The organism is Dyadobacter sp. HNCC25DJ186, assembly GCF_056895235.1.
The window spans coordinates 63586-81894 of sequence record NZ_JBXHAS010000009.1 but is presented as its reverse complement, the minus strand read 5'-3'; the positions used below and the strand labels follow the sequence as shown (position 1 = coordinate 81894).

The window sequence follows — 18309 nt, the reverse complement described above, 5'->3', positions numbered from 1 at the left end:
CAAACTTAATTAAGCGGATCAGGAAAAATCGAGGAATTGAATACAGATTTCAAGATCATTTTCTGATCCGCTTTCTTTTATTTTTTGAAAAGTATTTAACACTCCGGATATGAAAATAAATCTTCTTGTGGCGGTAGCAATGCTGTCTGTTACTGGTCATTCTTTTGCACAAAATTCTCTGTCAACGGCAAATCAGTCTGCTCAAACAAAAGCCTCACAAATACTTTCCATTGCCGGAAAAACGGCTGGAATGAAAAAAAGTGAAGGATATTTTAATTTTTATTATGACGAAAAAGAAGGAAGGATTTTTCTTGAAATTCCAGAGCTTATGTTTGATAAGGAATTTTTATATGTCAACTCAATGCCGGGCGGCGGTGGCGGGGCAGGAGACAGGGGAGCCGTTGGCGGATACCGCATTGTGAAATTTATAACCGTCGGTCCGAAAATTTTTCTGACACTTCCTAATTATGATTTCCGCGCGGATACTGACAATCTAGAAGAAAAAAAATCGGTGGCCGAGTCTTTTCCGCAGTCGATAATCTGGGCATTTAAGCCGGAAGTGAAAGAAGTTGGCAAGGTGCTCGTTGATCTTACAGGTTTTTTATTACGCGACAGCCAGAAATCCGGAGAAAGATTAGGGGCAGTAGGATTTCGTCCTGCATCACCGGGAAATATCTACCGCGTGGATGAAACGCGATCAGCGATAGCCATTGGTAATACCAAAAGTTTTCCAAAAAATACCGAGTTTGAAGCGTTGCTGACGTTTGCTGGTCCGGGTGGAAATGAGCGGAGTTATTTCAGCGGTGGTCCGGGTAATGCGTCGAAAGCACCAGACCCAAATGCTATCACACTCCGCAATCATCATTCATTCATCGAATTGCCTGATGACAAGTACAAAAAAAGAGAATTCGATCCACGCTCGGGATACAATTCCATGGACTACTTCGACTTTGCTGCTTCAATTGAACAGCCGATCGTGAAAAAATATATTCGCCGGTGGAGGTTAGAAAAGAAAAATCCGAATGCAGAGAAAAGTGAGGCTATAAAACCGATCATTTATTATGTTGACAGAGGTGCGCCCGCGGAAATAAAAAAAGCATTAATTGAGGGTGCTTCATGGTGGAACCAGGCGTTTGAAACCGCCGGTTATATCAATGCTTTTCAGGTAAAGGAACTCCCAGAAGGAGCTGATCCGATGGATATTCGTTATAGTATCATTAATTGGGTACACCGTCCAACCCGTGGTTATTCTAACGGAATTGGAATTTTTGACCCAAGAACCGGCGAAATTATCAAAGGTCAGGTAACGCTCGGTTCCATGCGCGAAAGACAGGATTTTTTGATACTGCAAGGTTTGACCCAACCGTATGGTGACGACAAAACTGCACCTCAAAGAGCGGTTGAGCAGGCCATGGCTCGAATCCGTCAACTGGCAGCCCACGAGGTTGGTCATACGCTTGGATTGTATCATAACCACATGTCCAGCAGTAACGACAGATCTTCTGTAACAGATTATCCTTTTCCAAAAATATCGCTGAAAAAAGATGGCTCAATCGATATCTCCGAAGCCTATACCAAGGGAATTGGTACTTACGACAAACGTTCGATTTTGTGGGGTTATGCAGAATTCAAAAAAGGGGAAAATGAGAAGGAAGGTCTTGAAAAAATCATACAGGAATCGATCCGACAAGAGCAACTTTTTATGTTTGATCTTGGTGTGCATCCACAATCTGCACATTGGGATAATTCTGGCAATGCGAGCGGAGAATTGTTGAGATTAATGGAAGTGCGTAAGCATGTCCTGGCAAGATTCTCTGAAAAAGCAATTCCGTTAGGTGCTCCTCTGGCAACTTTGGAAGAGGTCTTGGTTCCTTTGTATCTTCTGCATCGATATCAAATCCTGGCAACTTCCTATCTGGTCGGAGGAATGAACTACCGGTATGCACTTCGAGGAGATGGTCAGTTGGTGACTGAACTGCTTGATCCGAAAGAACAACAGAAAGCGCTTGAAGCCATCATGTTGGCAATAACTCCTGCTGAGCTCGCAATTCCTGAAAAATTAGTCAAATCATTGCCGCCGTATCCCATTGGATATGCCAAAACTCAGGAAAATTTTAAGGGATATACCGGCTTGACGTTTGATCCCGTCGGTGCCGCGGAATCTTTGGCTGGGGATTGTATCACCTTACTTCTTGACCCGGAAAGAGCTGCCAGACTTTTAGAATTTCATGGACGAGACGCCACGCAACCCGGCTTGATTTCGGTAATCAATAGACTGAATGACCAAATATGGAAGTCCGCAGCGCTGACGGGTTATCAGGGCGATCTCCAAAGTATGGTCCGAAAGGTTTATCTCAAAACATTGCTAGGTCTCGCTGCAAATTCTGGTGCTTCTGATAACGTTAGAGCGACTGTAATAGGTGAAATTGATAATCTTAAAAACTGGATGATTTCGCAGAAAAGTACAACCGATGTAAAACTAAAAGGTGATTTGTTGTTCAGTCTTTTGCAGATTAATCAGTTTGAGGCAGATCCGGATAAGTTCAGACCTACGCCTCCATTAACAATGCCCGCAGGTTCGCCCATTTAATTTTGGTTTTATAAAATATGCATGTATCGGCTTTTCCTGAACATTGTACATGCATATTCTTTTTAAGCATAAAATATAATGATTAATTTATGCGGTACCGGTTACATAATTGCATTTTACAGATTACATTTGGAAATCAATTATTAGCCAATTTCCACATGAAATTACTTATTCCTCTTCTGCTATTTTTATGCTCCGCTCCGGGTTTCAGCCAGATCATTTTTGAAAAGGATCTTTCCTGGGAACAGCTTTCCAAGAAAGCAAAAAGTGAAAATAAACTGATCTTTCTTCATCTGGAAGATGATCACTGCCAGCAATGTAATGATGTGGCATCGCAGGGATTTGCTTCCAGTATTTTGAAAGAAAAATTTGAGAAAAACTTTGTCTCAATGCGGTCAAATGTTAAAACCGAGATCGGCAAGACGCTAGCAGAAAAATTTGAGATAAAAGGAGCGCTTGTTTCTTTGTTCATTGATACCGATGGAAATATTCTAAACCGGTATAATGGCTCAACAAGTGCCTCATTTTTTTACGCGGAACAGGCTGATATTGCACTTGGTAGAACAGGTGAAAAAAAACTGAAAGATTTCGAGAAGGAATATAAGGCAGGCGAAAGGTCTTCGAAATTTTTAAAGGAATACATTGGAAAACGAAAAGAACTCTCACTTCCTGTTGGCGATTTGCTGGAACAGTATGTTGGCCAGTTACCTGTTGATTCATTGAAAAGTTATGACGTGGTAAGATTTGTCTATGCACAGGGACCGTCTCTGGATAGTCGTGCCTACAACATTATTCAATCCGGAGCTCCGCGTGGTCTGGTAGACAGTGTTTATAAAACAGTTTCGTATGAAGATGCTGTGGCTATGAACAACGCAATTATCGGCAATACTTTCCGGCTCGCTGTTGAAAAGAGGGATGTGAATCTCGCTTATAGATTGTCCTCTTTCACCCAGAATACATATAACAAGGATTATATGAAAGGCCACCTGGCGTCTCGCCGGGGAATGTTGAGATATTTGTATGCCGTGAGAGATACGGTCCAATATAAAAGGCAGGCGAGAGAATTTCTGGATTTTACACACATGGTCGTTACAGTAGATTCGTTGAAAAAAATGGATGAGGCCGATATGAAAAATCAACCACCTTTACCGCCAGTGCCGTTTAGAAAAGAAACTATGCGGGTCGTTAGCGTAGCACCTTCTTCACAGTTTTTTCACATGGACCTGAATGAACATGCCTGGCATTTTTACGAAATGTCGAGCAAGACATCTGATCTGGAAACAGCGTTGAAATGGTCGAATCAATCGATGGAGTTTTTTAATGGACTGAACCTTGGTAGACAACATCCTATGCGTCTGGGCAATCCTGCTTATATAGATACATATGCGCAGATTTTGTATAAATTGGGCAGAAAGCCAGAGGCGATTGAATGGCAGACAAAAGCTGTGGAAGCACAGAAACTGGTAGGGAATCCTGAATCACTTGAACGCACTTTGCTCAAAATGAAAGAGGGGAAATTGTAATTTGCGAACCGGCAAGTCTTGTCGTTATTCCTTATTCTCAGAATTATTTGTGCGAGGAAAAAAGCCAGCGAAATCCACACCGTCGGGATTACTGTTGATCGTTTATCTGTTTTAAAACCGAATTTACAATCATTTCTGACACGCCGGTAAACTCAGCAATTTTAACTGTTGAGAAGTCGGTATTGCGAAGTAAATTTTCGACGATATCCAGTTTAGCGATTTCAATTCCCTTTTCAATTCCTGTCTGTATTCCTCTTTCCATCCCAATTTTTTTGCCTTTTTCGATGAAAATATTCAGCGTGTTCATAATTGTATCTTTTAATGTAATTGGTAGTGATTGTATTATTTCTTCAATTGCATCTTCTTCTAAACCACTGTTAATGAATAGGTAAATACAATACTTTTCTGCAATGAACGTACATTGCTCAAAATGAAAGACGGGAAATTGTAATTTGCGAACCGGCAAGTCTTGTCGTTATTCCTTATTCTCAGAATTATTTGGGCGAGAAAAAAAGCCAGCGAAATCCACACCGTCGGGATTATTGTTGATCGTTTATCTGTTTTAAAACCGAATTTACAATCATTTCTGACACGCCGGTTAACTCAGCAATTTTAGCTGTTGAAAAGTCGGTATTGCGAAGTAAATTTTCGACGATATCCAGTTTAGCGATTTCAATTCCCTGTTCAATTCCTGTCTGTATTCCTCTTTCCATTCCTGTCTTTATTCCTCTTTCCATCCCAATTTTTTTGCCTTTTTCGATGAAAATATCCAGCGTGTTCATAATTGTATCTTTTAATGTAATTGGTAGTGATTGTATTATTTCTTCAATTGCATCTTCTTCTAAACCACTGTTAATGAATAGGTAAATTACAAAACTTTTCTGTAATTTCTCGGATTCTTCCGAGATCAGAAGTAGTATGCGCTGGGCATTTAATTTCAGCCATTCCTTTTCAAAGCTATGCTTTAAAGCCAGGATCGATGCCAGAAGAAACTTGTTGTTTAAAGTTTCGACCTGTTCATCAGAAATGTCTCCAAGATCATTGTAAATGTATTCAAAATCAGGCAGGTATTTCGTCAATTCAGGTTCTGGATTTTTAAATAAAGATGCCAGTGTCTGATATTTCCATTTTCCTCTTCCATGATACAATAACACCGGAATAATAATGGAAAGTTCTTCCTTATTTTCAATCTGTTTCTGTAAACCAGAGAAGACGTAATGTCCGATTTGCAGCGGTGTGTACTTATCAGGGTAGCTTTTGTGCTCAATTAACAAACATATTTTCACGACATTGGGAGTATCATTTTTCTCGCAGGAATACACAATGTCAGAAATTGATTTTTTGAGTTTATCAGAAAGATAGGTATCCGGTAGTTGCGTAAGTGTAGAAAAATTCAGTTTTGAAGATATAGACTCGGGTAAATAATTTCGGAAATACTCAGTCGCGATGGTTTTACTGGACAAGATTGCCCGGATAAAATTATCATGTATGGAAGTGTGTGTGTTGCTCATTTTGTAAAGATAATTTGTTTCCGGAAAAATGATAGTTTTCATTCATCCGGAAACAAATTGTCAGTCAAAGCACTGCTAACTTCCACTCTGCACATCATCATTCCGGATACCCCGTTTATTCTTTTTGATCGCGTCTTTCAATTTCCCAAACTTATAATTTACACTGAAATTAAAAGAGCGAAAATAGTCTCGGCGATCATTAAGCTGAGCAAAATCAGGCCCGTAAGATTCATTTCGGTTATGTCTGAACTTTGTGAACGGATTATTGACTGCTGCTGAAAGTGATAATTTGTCTTTAACAATATCTTTATTCACACTAAACGAAGTACTAACCATGGCATTCGACGTTCCCTGCAAACTTACGCTAGGTCCATTTGCATTCAGGTTAGTATTGATCCGCCAGTCTTTTTCAAAACGATAACCGGTCGAGGACGAAATCTGGTACATAAGACCCTCATTTTTAATTAAAACACCGTTCACGACACCGCTCACCATACCGTATGCAACCCGTGAATTCAGGCTGAAATTCCATTTTTTTGTAATCGGATAGTTGATATTTAAATTTCCCTGAGGAAGTTTTGCAGTACCGGTATTTCCGTAAGAGGTCCGCGTAATGTTGGTTACGGAATCATACACAGAAACCGGGAAGATCAGATCTTTGAAAAAAGTATAACCAAGTCCAAAATTGATCGACATTTTCTTCGACCAGTTATATCCCAACTGAATATCATTGACATTCGCCGGCCTTAAATCAGGATTTCCGGTACGTTCGAAATTCGGGTTTGATCTGTCGACAAATGGATTTAACTGATAAATGCCAGGTCGTTGAATTCTTTGTGTGTACCCAAGATTAAGCGCACTGCTCCCTTTCAGTTTTCGGTTTATGGATACCGACGGAATGACGTTAAAATAATTCTGGCTGACACTTGATTCTGAGGAAATGAATTCTGCATGAATAACCGTTTGTTCGATCCGCGCACCGCCTTTAAAACTCCATTTTTTGACACTGAACTGGTAAGTATTATACGCTCCAAAAACGTTTTGTTCATTCCTGAATTTATTCCCTAATCCGGGCTGGATTTCAAACTGATCAGTTTCGTCATTCAAGGACCAGTTTTGAAAATCGCTTTTGTTATCACGGAAAATCGCTTTGATTCCTGCTTCAATGTTGAGTTTTTTCACGGGATAAACATAATCAATCTGAAAAGTCTGCTCTGAAAAACGCTGATCATTGAGCTGGCGATAATCCGGAACTGTATAGTCTACACGCTCAGTGAAGGCTATGTTATTATTTTGTTTATTCCCATAAGCAAATACCCGGTAAGAAAAGGTAAGCAATCTGTTTTTATCTGCCTTGAATCCTTTCTGATAATTTAAAGCTGCGTCCATGCCCTTTCCGTTTCCATTATTGAGATTACGAAGCATATAGTTTTGAAGGATATCCTGCGTATTTTGCAGCGAACTGCTCTGCGTTATAATCCCATCTGATTTACTTCCGTTGATATTAAATTGTCCGGAAAGCAGGTTTAAAGTATCAATTTCATAGGTAATTTCGTAGCCCAAATATGCATTTTTGCTATCAGTCTGATTGGTCCCGTTTTGAGCGAGAGACGTTGGTTCTTCACCAAATGTGTTTCTCAAAGCCGAATTTGTCGTGACAGGCGCATGAAGAGAGCTGGCCCCTCCAAAAGCAGACATCCCTAACTGTCCAAACTTTGCTGATACTGATCCTCCGAAACCAGGTCCGCCATTTGGAAATTTCTCGCTGATGTTAAGCGATCCGTTATATCCGTTGTCAATTTTCTTGGTGGTAATAATATTGATTATACCAGCCAATCCCTCGGCGTCATATTTGGCTGGTGGCGTGGTGATTACCTCAATGCGTTCAATCGAAGAAGCCGGCATACTACGAAGCACTTCCTTGTAACTTCTTTCCATCATACTGGATGGTTTTCCATTAATAAGAATTTTGAAATCGCTGTTGCCCTTCAAATAGACAGTATTGTCTGCATCGACAGACAAAAGCGGCACTTTTCGCATCATATCCAGCACGCTGTTCACTTTGCTTTCCGGATCAGCCTGTAAATCGTAAGAAAGTCTGTCAACTTCCTGCGTTACAACTGGTTTTGCAGCTGTAATCCTGACCTCTTTCAATCCCAGGGTTGCCTGGCCGATGCTGATGTTTTCCAGATTCAGCGTTTGTTTGGTAGAATCCGACAGATCTGCTTCAACCACCTTATTTTTATATCCAACACCGATAATGATTACCTGATATTTGAGTGGTTTTAACCCGGAGAAAGTAAAGGATCCATCTTCTTTCGAATAATCTACTTTCACAACTGTGTTTTTATCGGTCATCAAATTGACAGTAATAAAATCGAGCTTTTTTTGTGAAATTGAGTCTGAAATGAACCCAATAATTTTTCGATCTAAGACATTGCTTTGCGCCGAAGCTTGTCGGGCTGTAAGTAATAGGTAGGTGACAATCAATGTCATGCAAATTAAAATAGATTTGATCTTCATGATATTTTATTTTTGATGGCTAATAAAAAGGGCAAAGGAGTAGCGTCCGGAAAATGGTGGTTTTCCGTGAATCACGCCAGTATCATTTTAATAATTTATCACGGATAATTTTAAGAAACGTCTTTCCTAAGACTATCAATAATACAAAGGTATATCAAGGTACTATGTTTTGCAAGGTACTAGGTGAAAGATTTGTTGGTTCTTGATGAGAGGCGTATAACTTACACGAATGGTAAATAGAGGGAAACAAACTCAATCTTATTTATCGGCAAGTTTTCTTTCGATAAAAAAATTAATGATAAGACTGAGTCCTCCAAAGAGAAAGACCATCGAAAGAAATGAAGTTCCTTTGCTGAGACCATAAATTTGATGCATTATGTCGCCGACTATGATGCCCAACGCTATACCTACAAATAACATCCCGAATTTCAGCGTAGGAGAAATGGATTTGTTATTACTAACGAAAATGGAGGCGTCGACACCTCTTTCGATCATTGCTATACGTTCCTTATATCTGGTCATAAGAAATACATAAACGATACCGAAAATTCCTGAAAATGCGCCAAGTGCTATCATGACGCTCATTGAAGTTCCACTCATATTATAAATTGTTATTATTCGATATTATTTAATGCATAAGACACGAGCAGTTTTAGCTTGGTTACAAGATTTTGTAAATTTATTACACAAAAGATTTCTCTCAATGTTTGTAACCATCATACTGAAATTTATGTCTAATCCGAAACAGGCAGCCATGTGACCAACGGATGAAATATCGCGAAGATCAGATTTATATTGACAAAATAATGAACGGAGATTCAGCGTCTTATGCGTTTCTGGTAAACAGGTATAAGGATATGGCTTTCACGATTGCGGTTAGAATTATGCGAAATGCTGAGGATGCCGAAGATGTTGCCCAGGAAGGATTTTTAAAGGCGTACCAGCAGCTTCACAGATTCGAGAGAAAATCTAAATTTTCAACATGGCTTTACACCATCATTTACCGGACGGCGGTAACCAAACTACAAAAAAGAGGAGTGCCGGCATTTTCTGTTGATGAAGATTTGAGTGGCTATTTTATATCGGATGAAACTCCACAAGTAGAAGTGATGCACGCACAGGAACAGGCAAGATTTATCAAACAAGCGATTGCCAAACTTCCTGAAATGGACGGACTTCTGATCACACTATTTTATCTGAATGAAAATACCATTCGCGAAATTGAGGAGATTACAGGATTGTCGGCTTCGAATATTAAGGTGAAGTTGTTTCGGGCAAGGAAAACATTGGAAGCTGAACTGCGATTTTTATTATGAAAATCAGTATTTATGGAAAACGATAAAGAGTCAATATTAAAAAAACTCATTCAAAAGGCTGGAACGGAAGAAACCAAAGCTATTTTTACCGGTTTGGTGATGAAAAATATTGAGCTTGAAACGGAGCTGGAACTTGGGAAAGAAAACAAGTTGCGTGAAGTTATCAATGCTATTCAATTGGATAGTGCGCCGCCATTGCTTCAAAGGAATATTATGGCGCAGATCGCATTTGCTGAACAGAAGGTAGTTGAGCCAATTATCAGCCGTAAGGTCTGGTATATCGTCGCCGCTATTGCCGTATTAATTCTGTCTTTTTGTATTATTTCACCAGTTGAAAAGTCGGTAGACAATATTCCGTATTTTTCCAATAATATCACAATTTCTGCCTTTGAAACTATTAATAAAATAAGCGTTTTACCTGTTATTTATCCGGCAGTTATTTTTGCACTGGCAGTGCTCATTATGGGAGATTATTTTTTGCGGACGAAAATGGAAAATATTAGAAGTTGACAACATACTGGTCTTGTTGCTGCCAACTTCTAATCTAAATCAATTTACTCACTCCGCAACGCCTTCACCGGATTCATCAAAGCCGCTTTAACACTTTGAAAACTTATGGTGATGAGGGCGATAACCACAGCCATTATACCAGCAACTGCGAAAATCCACCAGCTGATTTCAATCCGGTATGTATAATCTTTTAGCCAGTTATCCATGGCGTACCAGGCTATTGGTGAGGCGATAACGAGCGCGATCACGACCAGTTTTATAAAATCCACAGAAAATAAACCGAAGATATTGAAGGCTGATGCGCCGATCGCTTTACGGATTCCCATTTCTTTAGTTCTGGATTCTGCCATAAAGGCGACAACACCATATAATCCGAGGCAGCCAATGAAAATAGCAATACCGGTCAGAATTCTGAATAGGGAAAACAGTTGCTGTTCTTTCTCATAAAAACTGTTCAAAGTCTCATCGAAATAGGTATACTTGAACATGAATTCCGGAAAGGTATCGGTCCATGCTTTTTCGATTTGCGCCAGTTGCGCCGGTGTGGCATTGGCGGTCATCTTTATGCTCAGCGTACGATAATTATCTCTGGCAGTTGTCAAAACACAGGGAATGATTTCACGGTGAAGACTGAACGTGTTGAAGTTTTTAACAACACCAACGATCGGTAATTTTACATTACTTCCGCCAATCGCCAGTCTTTTTCCAATCGCGTCCTGGGGATTTTTGAAACCCAGTTTTTTTACAAATGCCTCATTGACTACGTATTCACGCATGGTATCTGCCGGGAGATAAGTCCTTCCCGCGAGTAGTGCCAGTCCATAAGTGTTGATATAAGAGGTGTCTGCCGGGCGCATAACGATTTCAAAATCCAGCACTTCTTTATCGTTTTCATAGGTAAAACTGGTTTGCCAATTGCTTCGCGACATGGGCGTAAAGGCACTGAAACTGATTGATTTAATTCCGGGAATATCCTGTAATTTTGATTGTAAATTTTCCAGTTTTCCCTCTTTTTGCTCAGGAACCTGCATGTTGATAATTTCGTCACGCATAAAACCCACATCCATCGTCCGGAAATATTTCATCTGGCTATAAGCGATGATCGTACCGATGAGAATAACCTGCGAAATTGTAAATTGCAAAACAATCAAACCTCTTCTCAAATTCGATTGCTGACTTCCTGATTTACCGACTTTTCCTTTTAATGCCAGTATAGGTTGATATCCTGAAACGATCAACGCAGGATAAAAACCGGCTAAAAAAGTTGTGAGAATACAAAGCACAATAAGAAAAGCCATTATCGTCGGATCTGTAATAAACAAAACGCCCTGCGATTTTACATTCAGAATTTGTGAAACGTAAGGCAAAGAAATCTGAGCGACGATTAGCGCCAGGATTACTGACAAGAATGTGATGATTCCGGTTTCAGAAAAATACTGACGAAGTAATTGTCCGCGTGTGCTGCCCAGCACTTTTCTCACGCCAACTTCACGAGCACGGCGCAAAGCTTGTGCGGTTGCCAGATTGATGAAGTTGACACAGGCGGTGATTAAAATAAAACCTCCAACCAATATCATCGACCAGATCATGCCTTTACTAATCGTCCGTCCTGAGTAATTCTGGGTGTAGGTGGAAAAGTGAATGTCGTCCAAGGGCTGGAGAATCCAGTCGTTTTCAGCTGCATCTTTCGGATCCCTGTATTTTTGCGCAAAGGCTGTCAACTGTTTTTCCATCTGGCCTTTACTGACCGACTCGGGAAGTTTTATGTATACCTGGCCGCCGCCATAACTAGACTTCCAGTCGTCCCAATCCGTGTTTGCGCCATATTTTTTCAGCGAAGAAAACGAGAGCATAACCGTAAAAGGGAGACTTGTTGTTGTGGGCGGGTTGTCGATAATCCCGGTCACGATGAAATCCATTATGTTACTCACCCGGATGGATTTGCCCATAGGGTCTTCTTCTCCAAAGTACTTTTTCGCCTGATCAATGCTGAGAACAACAGAGCCTGGATTTTTCAGGCTGGTTGCCGGGCTTCCTTTTAACCATTTGTAAGTAAATATGTTGAAATATTCAGGATCAATAAAAGAAACTGAGTTATTGGGGTCAATAAATTTTTTTCTTTTTTCTCCCTGACCAACGGTCACCAAAGCTTCTTTGGACGCATAAGTACAGGTTACTGTATTTCTGATTTCAGGAAAATCGTTTCGAAGCGCGGCAATAACAGGTAGTGGCGCACCCACATTATAACCTTTTTCTCCCCGCTGTTTATTTCGGTCTGCAAACCGGTAGATCCTTTCGCCATCGACATGGTGTTTGTCAAAATTCAACTCAAACCTTACTGTAAAAAATATCAGAAGACAACATGTTAGTCCTAAGGTTAGTCCGGTAATATTAATTGCAGTAAAATTCCAGTTACGCCGCAGATTACGAAAGGAAGTGATCAGGTAATTTTTTATCATGGCTTTGGTTTTGAAAGAGAACACTTTTGATGTTACAATTTTATGCCAGTGACAATTTTAATATTTACATATTGTTAATCAAGTAGTTATCTTATACTTTTTAAAAATAAATGTCCGCTTTCGGACATTTATTTGTCTGAAAGCGGACATTTGTTTTCTTGAATTATTTCTTTCTAACCTCTTCCGTTGAAGCGGCCATAACCAGGATTGTTTTGATAAGCCATCCAGCGTTGGCGTTGTACCGGAGTCAAAACAGCCATGATCTCTTTTTGTTTGTTCCATTCAAGCTGTTTGTAATTTCTGACTCTGCTATTCGCCATCAAGCGATCATAGCTGTTTTCTATTTTCTTGATTTTGTTTTCCTGTTTCCGTGTAAGTTTAACTATGTTGTCAAGTTTGTTGATTTGAAACTCTTCACGGGCGTTGTCTCTCTGTGCATTTTGAACGGCTCTGCCGCTGATAACGGCGCGTTGTGCGAAAGATTCTCCAACAGAAAGTGTTGCTAAAACGGCGATTGCTAAGATGTACTTTTTCATGGTTTCTATTGTTTAAATTTGTTTGTTATGTCTTTTAGAGCGCATACAAATCAAATAGTTTAACCACTACATTTGCTCAATCTGCCATCTGGCACTTTTAACAGATGAATCGCTTATCCACACCGACCAATCGTTGATTTTATTATTTTTACATATTTCCAGCGTATCATCAAAATTCGATTTATTCGCTTCGAAGCGACTTTACAGGATTCATCAGTGCTGCTTTGATACTTTGAAAACTTACAGTAAGAAATGCAATTGAGATCGACAGCACAGCGGCACTTGCAAAGATCCACCATTTGATGTCTGTTTTGTATGCAAAGTTTTCAAGCCATTTAAACATTCCATAATAGGCCAGGGGCGAGGCGATCACAAATGCAATAACGACCAATTTCAGGAAGTCTTTGGATAAAAGTCCAACAATACTGCCGACAGAAGCACCCATCACTTTTCTTACCCCAATTTCTTTTGTTCGCTGCATCGTACTGTAAGACGCCAGACCTAAGAGACCGAGACAAGAAATGAAAATGGCCAGAATAGCGAAGTTGAAGAATAATTTTTCAAACCGTTCTTCGCCGCGGTATTGTCTGTCGAAAAACTCGTCCATGAAATAATAACTGAATGGCCGGTTCGGCATGGTGGCTTTCCATTTTTCCTCAATTGCTGCAACAGTGCCTTTTATATTGCCGCCATCGATTTTTACCGAAACAAGGTCACTTCCGCCTGGTTCGATACGCATCGTTAATGGTTTTATTGTTTCCTGTAAAGCTCGGAAATGGAAATCTTTGACCACGCCAACGATTTTCCCTTCACGTCCCCATTGCTTGAATCTCCTTCCAATTGCCTCCTGCGGGGTTTTATAACCAAACAATTTAACAGCTGCTTCATTCATAACCATCGCCTGGGTAGTATCTGTTCCAAATTCTCTGGAAAACGGCCGGCCAGCTACTATTTTTAGCTGGAATTGAGGTATGTAGTCGAAATCGACAAAATAGAGATCCAGGTTGGCAATTTGTAAATCGCCGCTTTTGTTTTCAATTTCTGAGTAGGCACCAGGATTTCCACTACCCGGCACACTTGAAGACGCAGCGGTTGATTTTACGCCTGCGATGTTAGTCAGCGATTGTTTGAAAGCTTCTCTTTTAGGATCACCTTCTGAATTCACGATGAGCATTTGATCCTTGCTGAAACCAAGGTCGCGGTTCCGCATAAAGTTCATTTGTGTGTAAACCACGAGCGTCGCAATGATCAGCGCGATTGAAATTGCAAACTGAATGGTTACCAAACCTTTCCGCAATAATATCCCTTTTACGCTTGTTGTAAACCTTCCTTTTAAAACAACAACAGGTTCGAAAGAAGACAAAACCAGTGCCGGATATAGTCCCGCAACAAAACCAATCAGAATCGACGCGACGAACATGCCACCTATAAATGACATATTACTGAATATGCCCGTGCTGATGATTTTACCTGAAAGGTTATTAAACAAGGGAATCAACGCAGCAGAAAGTGCCACAGAGAGAATAAATGCGATCAGGCAAATCAATATGGATTCACTGATAAACTGGCGTGCTAAAAGCATTCGGGGTGCGCCAACTACTTTGCGAATACCAACTTCTTTGGCCCTTTCAACGGAACGCGCCGTAGTAAGGTTGACAAAATTGATGCAGGCGATAAGTAAAATAAATATTGCAACGGCTGAAAATACATACACATTATTAGCGCTCCCTGTTTCCTGTCCGCCTCTGGTCGAATGCAGGTATACGTCTCTCAGCGGTTCAAGAAATAAAGTATAGTGCATCTTCATTTCCTTCATCATTTTTCCTGCCCGGTTTTCCAGGAAAGCAGGAAATTTTTTTACGAGTGCTGCGCTGGTTGTTTGCGGTTTGAGAAGTAAATAGGACGTAGCTCCAAAATTCCCCCATTGTTCGTCAAGGCCTTTATTAAACCTTTGCGTCATGGTTGCCATAGACACGATCATGTCAGCTTTTATCTGCGAATTTTCAGGAATATCTTTAATAACACCGGTAACGGTTGCAGGCAGTCCCTCACCGGACAGTAGCAGGGTTTGTCCCAGCGGATCAGCATCTCCGAAGTATTTTTTCGCTGCTTTTTCTGTAAAAACAATGCTGAGTTGCTCTTTCAGTGCAGTTTTAGGGTTTCCTTTAATTAATTCAAAATCAAAAACCTGGAACAAAGTTGAGTCGGCAAAGATTGTTTTTTCTTCCTGAAATTTTATATCACCTTTTCTAACCAGAAAACTGCCACCGCTGACGCGTGTAAATGCTTCCACTTCCGGAAAGTCATTTTTAATATTGGGCGCAAAAGCCCAGCTCGTAACGCCAGTATTGATCGTTTCAGATGGCGTTTTGATATCCGTCACCAGCCTGTAAATCCTGTCCGCTTTACCATGAAAGGCATCGTAGGTTACCTCAAAATGGACATAAAGGAATATCAGAAAACAGGCAGACATACCGACCGTTAATCCCAAAACATTGATAAAAGAAAACACCTTGTGTTTCCAGAGATTGCGCAAGGCACTTTTGAGATAATTTTTTAACATAACCGTTTCTATATAGGATTTTGGATTGATCTAATGATTATTTGTTTAAGCGCTACTCACTTTTCAAAGCATTGATTGGATTCCGCAATGCCGCTTTAATACTTTGAAAACTAATGGTCAGCAGTGCGATTCCAGCGGATAGAAATCCGGCGCCGACGAAGATCCAGATAGAAATATTCGTATGATAAGCGAAATTTTCTAACCAGTTATGCATACCATACCAGGCAATAGGCGAGGCAATAATAATGGCAATCACCACGAGTTTCAGGAAGTCGTTTGACAAAAGTACAACCAGACTCGGAATTGATGCGCCAAGCACTTTTCGAACGCCGATTTCTTTCACACGAAGTTCAGCCATAAACATGGATAGTCCGAGCAAACCAAGGCAGGAAATGAAGATAGCGATGCCGGCAAAAATTCCAAATAGAAGCTGCTGGGTTTGTTCACGTGCATAAAGCCTTCCAAATCTTTCGTCCAAAAATTCGTAGTAAAATGGTTTGTCCGGAAAACGGCTCTCCCATACTTTTTTCATGTGATCAACAGAATTTTTGATATCACCGCCAGCGATTTGTACTGAAAGCCATCTTCTGTTTCCGGTTTGCATAAACATTACAATGGGCGCAACCTTTTGATGAAGGGATTCAAAGTGATAATCTTTGGTAACGCCTATAATTTGGCCTCGTACATTTCCATAACCAAAGCGGTTAGCGATCGCATCTTTGGCATTTTTCCAACCGAGCATGCGAACCGCTGTTTCATTTAATATAAATCCTTCGGTTTTGTCGGTTCCAAAATTCTTTGAAAAGTTTCTGCCGGCAGCCATTTCGATTTTATAAGCAGGAATAAAATCTTCATCAACCGAAAGTGATTTAATATTGATATCGGATGGTGTCATCGAATCACCTTTCATCACATAAGCTTCCCAAGAATCCAGAAGCCGGATGGAAGGAATGCGGGAAGAGCGACCGACCTCAATAATGTTGCTGTTCTGTTTTAATTCCTGACTGATTGCCTCAAAATTGGTAGTAGAATCAGAAGGCGGGGAGAGTAGAATGACCTGATCTTTTGAATAACCCAGCTTATAATTTTGGATATATTTCATCTGACTATAAACGACGGCCGTGCTGATGATCAGCACAACAGCGATAGCAAATTGCGCCACGACAAGCGTTTGGCGCAGCCGCCCATTTTTCAATGCCGAAGCAATTTTTCCTTTAAGCACACTCGTTGGCTGAAAAGAAGTCAGGAAAAATGCGGGATAACTTCCGGCGACGAGTCCCGTAAAAAGTGTTATCGAAATGACTATAGCAATGAAAGACGGCGTTAGCAGCGAATTTGCAGTAAGTTGTTTTTGTGTAAAATCGTTCAGAAACGGCAAGCATATTGCTACAATGACAAAGGCAAGAACGAGCGAAATGCAAACCAGCAAGATTGATTCACTCAGAAATTGATTAATGAGCTGGCTGCGAACCGCGCCGACGACTTTTCGCATACCAACTTCTTTCGCTCTTTTGGCCGAACGCGCTGTTGCCAGATTCATGTAATTGATACAGGCAATAAGCAAGATAAAAATAGCAATAGCAGAAAATAAATAAACATACTGTATATCTCCGTTGGCCTCCATTTCGGAATCCAAGTGTGAGTGAAGATGGATATCAGTCAGTTTCATTAAATTGAGTACAGACCAGGTCGAAGCTTTTGGATCAATATGTTTGTTCTGAAAAGCCGGAAATGCCTTGACAAGTTTTTCAGGATCATAGTTTTTCGCCAACAATAAAAATGTTGAAAATGAATTGTTTCCCCAGTTTGAACGCAGGTTTTCAGCTCCATAAACGCGGTCGTCGGCGAGTGTTGAAAACGAGATAAGAAAGTTTGGATGAAAGCTGGCTTGGGAAGGAAAGGGCTCATAAACGCCGGTAACGGTATAATCAAACTCGTTGTCAACCCGGATTGTCTTGCCAATTGGATTTTCTTTTCCAAAATATTTTTCTGCCATTGGTCTTGAAAACATAATGGAAAATGGATTGACCAGGGCGTTTGCAGGGTTTCCTTGCAAGACATTAAAAGAGAAAACCTTGAAAACATTATCTTCCGCAGCGTAGATATTTTCTTCATTAAAAATATGCTCTCCGTAACGCACCATCGCGTCGGTTTCGAGCAAACGGACCACTTGTTCTATTTCAGGGAAATCCTGCCGTATAAGTGGGCCGAAAGGTGGCGCGGCATGCCCCAGACGCAGCGATTCTGTTCCGTCTTTTGAAAGGAAAGTCCGGGACAACCTGTAAATTCTGTCAGCATTTACGTTATGGCGGTCATAACTCAGTTCGTCTTTGACGTATAAGGTCAAAAGCAAAAAACAGGCAAGGCCTATGGCCACGCCTATGATATTGATAAAACTGAATGACTTGTGTTTGACAAGATTTCTGAGGGCGATTTTAAAGTAGTTTTTTATCATGGCTAATGGATCTATGGGTTGCACCAAAGGTGCATACAATAATCTTATGCCATCATACTTATATGGCCTCAAAGCCTGCATTTTAGTCTTTGGATGTTCAAAACCGGACATTTTTGTCCGTAAGCGGACAGCGTTAACTGTCATCTCATGCTGGTCTTTATTAAAAACGATAAGGCTTGTACGGGTAGGAAGTGAAAGCAGCTGTCAGCTTTTTAAGAGCCTGACTTTCCGAGGCTGGAATTGAAAATGTATTATTTATAAACAACTCGGTCAATTTTGTATAATTTTAACAATTTTTTAAATTATACTTTTGTTATAATGTT

General features: G+C 40.4%; 12 protein-coding genes. 4 read left to right on the top strand and 8 right to left on the bottom strand.

Annotated features, from left to right (window positions below):
• The first annotated feature begins 109 nt into the window (after positions 1 to 109).
• Both AC1XUO_RS22725 and AC1XUO_RS22720 read left to right on the top strand, forming a co-directional pair.
• Positions 110 to 2590, top strand: coding sequence for a zinc-dependent metalloprotease (locus AC1XUO_RS22725; RefSeq protein ID WP_483332128.1), 2481 nt, complete (start codon positions 110 to 112; stop codon positions 2588 to 2590).
• 158 nt (positions 2591 to 2748) lie between these two features.
• Entirely contained in the window at positions 2749 to 4113 is a 1365-nt protein-coding gene (locus AC1XUO_RS22720) for a thioredoxin family protein (protein WP_483332127.1), read from the top strand.
• 88 nt (positions 4114 to 4201) lie between these two features.
• On the opposite strand, the gene AC1XUO_RS22715 is transcribed toward AC1XUO_RS22720, so the two are convergent.
• The 4 genes from AC1XUO_RS22715 to AC1XUO_RS22700 form a co-directional block, all read right to left on the bottom strand.
• Positions 4202 to 4420 carry a hypothetical protein gene (locus tag AC1XUO_RS22715; RefSeq protein WP_483332126.1) on the bottom strand — a complete coding sequence of 73 codons (219 nt, stop codon included), beginning with the start codon at positions 4418 to 4420 and terminating at the stop codon, positions 4202 to 4204.
• Positions 4421 to 4652: 232 nt separating this feature from the next.
• On the bottom strand, positions 4653 to 5624 hold the full coding sequence (locus AC1XUO_RS22710) for an Rpn family recombination-promoting nuclease/putative transposase (RefSeq protein WP_483332125.1): 972 nt from the start codon (positions 5622 to 5624) through the stop codon (positions 4653 to 4655).
• A gap of 75 nt (positions 5625 to 5699) precedes the next feature.
• Positions 5700 to 8147, bottom strand: coding sequence for an outer membrane beta-barrel family protein (locus tag AC1XUO_RS22705; RefSeq protein ID WP_483332124.1), 2448 nt, complete (start codon positions 8145 to 8147; stop codon positions 5700 to 5702).
• Positions 8148 to 8405: 258 nt separating this feature from the next.
• On the bottom strand, positions 8406 to 8747 hold the full coding sequence (locus tag AC1XUO_RS22700) for a DUF6249 domain-containing protein (RefSeq protein WP_483332123.1): 342 nt from the start codon (positions 8745 to 8747) through the stop codon (positions 8406 to 8408).
• A gap of 167 nt (positions 8748 to 8914) precedes the next feature.
• Here AC1XUO_RS22700 and AC1XUO_RS22695 point away from each other — a divergent pair, with 167 nt between their 5' ends.
• Both AC1XUO_RS22695 and AC1XUO_RS22690 read left to right on the top strand, forming a co-directional pair.
• Positions 8915 to 9463 (top strand): RNA polymerase sigma factor, encoded by a 549-nt coding sequence (locus tag AC1XUO_RS22695; RefSeq protein ID WP_483332122.1) that lies wholly within the window; start codon positions 8915 to 8917, stop codon positions 9461 to 9463.
• Between the two features lie 12 nt (positions 9464 to 9475).
• A complete protein-coding gene (locus tag AC1XUO_RS22690; protein ID WP_483332121.1) occupies positions 9476 to 9973 on the top strand; it encodes a hypothetical protein in 498 nt (165 codons plus the stop codon).
• A 44-nt stretch (positions 9974 to 10017) separates the two neighbouring features.
• Here the strand turns inward: AC1XUO_RS22690 and AC1XUO_RS22685 are convergent, their stop codons facing one another.
• The 4 genes from AC1XUO_RS22685 to AC1XUO_RS22670 all read right to left on the bottom strand — a co-directional run bounded on the left by AC1XUO_RS22685 (position 10018) and on the right by AC1XUO_RS22670 (position 17986).
• On the bottom strand, positions 10018 to 12432 hold the full coding sequence (locus tag AC1XUO_RS22685) for an ABC transporter permease (protein ID WP_483332120.1): 2415 nt from the start codon (positions 12430 to 12432) through the stop codon (positions 10018 to 10020).
• A 173-nt stretch (positions 12433 to 12605) separates the two neighbouring features.
• Positions 12606 to 12968: a hypothetical protein gene (locus AC1XUO_RS22680; protein ID WP_483332119.1), complete on the bottom strand. Its 363-nt coding sequence runs from the start codon at positions 12966 to 12968 to the stop codon at positions 12606 to 12608.
• A gap of 181 nt (positions 12969 to 13149) precedes the next feature.
• On the bottom strand, positions 13150 to 15531 hold the full coding sequence (locus AC1XUO_RS22675; protein ID WP_483332118.1) for an ABC transporter permease: 2382 nt from the start codon (positions 15529 to 15531) through the stop codon (positions 13150 to 13152).
• Positions 15532 to 15583: 52 nt separating this feature from the next.
• Positions 15584 to 17986: an ABC transporter permease gene (locus AC1XUO_RS22670; protein WP_483332266.1), complete on the bottom strand. Its 2403-nt coding sequence runs from the start codon at positions 17984 to 17986 to the stop codon at positions 15584 to 15586.
• Positions 17987 to 18309: the final 323 nt, after the last annotated feature.